Consider the following 2,699-nt stretch of genomic DNA (forward strand, 5'->3'; position numbering starts at 1 on the left):
GTTGAATAAACAATTTGGAGAGTGGAGTTTGAGCTTTACAATTAGTTTATCGTCTCTCTTTTATGCTGTCTATAACAAGTAGAACATCTAATATATCTGAATAATCAAGACGTAAAAAGACAGAAAGACTTTCATCTAATAATTATCCCGCAGATATTCCAAAATCTTTTGCATTTCAGGCTTAACAACATTGGAAGAAGTCACATAATTATTGTTCAGAAAACTGAAGATAAGCACCTCGCCAGAATTCGTAATCAAATAACCACTTAAACAATAAGCACTGCTTAAAGTCCCTGTTTTAGCATAAATATAAGGGGCTTTATCGCCTCCAAACCAACTTTTCAGAGTGCCACTTTTACCGCCAATAGGAAAGAAGTTGAACAAACGTTCTCTGGGAATATCAGTATAAAGTTTTTCCAAAACTTGAACAATGGACAAAGGTGTAAAAAGATTATAATTGCTCAATCCAGAGCCATCACGCCATTTAGGAGGTTGTTTTAAAAACTTGAGTTGATTTTGAAGCACTGCATTTCTGATCGGATCGGCATCTAAAGTGTCAGCAACTGTTGAAGATGCCAAAATCAAAATCTGCTCTGCAAGAAAATTATCGCTCACATACATCATGCGTTTATACAAACTATCTGACGGAATACTATAGAGCGTTTGGTCAGTCTTTACTTTGGTGTAGGGTATGAATTCTACTTTATTCGGAAGCAAATCATTCCAAAGTTTTTTGACCATGCTAGTATCCAAAACAAATGGAACTTCAATCGTATCCTTACGGGTCATTTTATAATAAAACTTGTTCTCGTTAAAATCCCTGCGTTTATTCAATGTCGTGTAAGTCGTCTCCGATCCTAAAAATTCAGGATATGTTTTGAGATCTCCTTCATCATTAGAAATAGACAGCACATTGCCATACAACGGAAATGCACTGCGCTCTGGACTATAATACATGTCATAATCTTCCCATGCCCACCCTGGACCAAACTTGTCATTGGCGTAATTATCCGTGACCAACTTTACAAATTTGTAGTTTTTCATAAAATTAAGTGCCGTACTATCCCTGAAGTAAGGATGCAAAAAACTCGGATCTCCTGTGCCTTCTACAATCAAAGTATCTTGATGAACTGCATATTTAAATGCAGGGACATTTTCCGGTAAGTACTGTAAACCGGTAAAAAGAGTGAAGATTTTAGTATTACTGGCAGGTGTAAAATAGCGTTCGCCATTATGATTAAAAACCGTGTCCTTGGTTCGTGGATTATAAACCATAAACCCCGTAAACTGATTATCAAAAAAGTTGGAATCCATTGATTTTTCTAAATGCTTTGAAACTTTAGCAGATTTACAATTCAAAAAAAGCAATGAAAGCATTACAAAAAAAGAATAACGAACGGTTTGCGAAGCTATTTTCATATCAAAAACTCAAAAAATTAATATTTAAAGATAGGCTATAAATGGGAACAGATAAAATGACTTCGAGTCTCTACATGAATCTTAGTCTTTGGATTCTTTTTGAAAGAGCATCAATGCCGATTTCAGTCGCTCCAAATCGGATGGCGTATGGTTTGCTGTAATCACGATACGATTCATCATCATATCATAATTAGGATACTTAAAATTAGTGATGATGATGTCCTTAGATTTCAAATAATCAAAAATGCCATTGCCATTGCAGTAAATTACCGGATAGTCAGGATCGTATTTAAATAGCGTCGGCAAAACAGTATCATGATGAAGAAATTGAAGATTATCTCTTAATTTATTCAGTTGATTTTGAAGTAAATCCTGAGCATCAAAAAAGGTCTGTAAAAAAATAGGATTCATTCCTGAAGCAGAAATAAATACAGCGTCATTCTGAATCACATCAATGATTTTTTTATCTCCTGCAATAACACCTCCCGAACAGCCATAAGCTTTAGTAAGCGAACTGATCATAATCTTCTGCACAATTTTGGGATGATGAATCGTTCCGAAAACACCTTCACCTCGTGGGCCAACAATTCCCAAACTATGGGATTCATCGACTAACAAAGTAATTTGCTTACTTGGCGAAATAGCATCCAGAAAATAAAAATTGGTGGGCTGCACTTCCAAAGATAATAACGTATCTGCAGCAATGACAACAGATTCCTCGATGTCATCGGTTAGTCTGGAATGCAATTTGCCGTCAACAAACAACGGCAAACTGGAATTTTTTAAAATTGCAGGATGTGTTTTGGGATAATGGTAAAAGTAATCATGGCTTTTGGCCAAATAATCAATGACAAGTGATCCAGCCAAGGTCCCTGAAGAAACCGTAAGTGCCGCTTCTGCCCCAATTATTTTAGCTAATAACGCTTCTGCTTTCTCGTAAATGCTAAGCTTGATATTGGAGTTTCGAGAACTCCCATACGCCGTCCCCCAAATGTTGATACTCTTATAAAGAAGTTTTTGAAAGTCTGGATTTGTGGCCATTCCCAAATAGGAAGTTCCCCCAAAATAGAGATATTCTTTACCGTCAACTTCAATCGTTCTATCCGGAAATTGCTCAACGGTCATTCGCTAATCTATTAAAGTAACCCCAGTGCCATTAAGATCACTATAAAAAACCGCTCCGTCTTCAATTTTTACACCAGTGGCAATATCTTCTGATAACAACAATGCGCCATCCATATCGACATAATCTAATAGCGGTAATAAATGGGCAATGGCCG

2 protein-coding genes and 1 pseudogene are annotated in these 2,699 nt (G+C 36.4%); all 3 read right to left on the bottom strand.

What is annotated here, in order from left to right; all coding sequences use genetic code 11:
* Window positions 1-135: 135 nt before the first annotated feature.
* A complete protein-coding gene (locus tag ABIQ28_RS02280) occupies window positions 136-1,314 on the bottom strand; it encodes a D-alanyl-D-alanine carboxypeptidase (RefSeq protein ID WP_348035132.1) in 1,179 nt (392 codons plus the stop codon).
* Between the two features lie 186 nt (window positions 1,315-1,500).
* Window positions 1,501-2,544: an aminotransferase class I/II-fold pyridoxal phosphate-dependent enzyme gene (locus tag ABIQ28_RS02285; protein ID WP_348035133.1), complete on the bottom strand. Its 1,044-nt coding sequence runs from the start codon at window positions 2,542-2,544 to the stop codon at window positions 1,501-1,503.
* A gap of 3 nt (window positions 2,545-2,547) precedes the next feature.
* Window positions 2,548-2,699: pseudogene (locus ABIQ28_RS02290) on the bottom strand (dipeptide epimerase); the annotation flags it as partial.

The organism is Gelidibacter sp. (assembly GCF_039916245.1).
Lineage (GTDB): Bacteria > Bacteroidota > Bacteroidia > Flavobacteriales > Flavobacteriaceae > Gelidibacter.

Bases quoted from the DNA above. Each gene is read 5' to 3' on its own strand.
- ABIQ28_RS02285 (WP_348035133.1), bottom strand. From the start codon at position 2,544: ATGACCGTTGAGCAATTTCCGGATAGAACGATTGAAGTTGACGGTAAA.
- ABIQ28_RS02280 (WP_348035132.1), bottom strand. From the start codon at position 1,314: ATGGATTCCAACTTTTTTGATAATCAGTTTACGGGGTTTATGGTTTAT.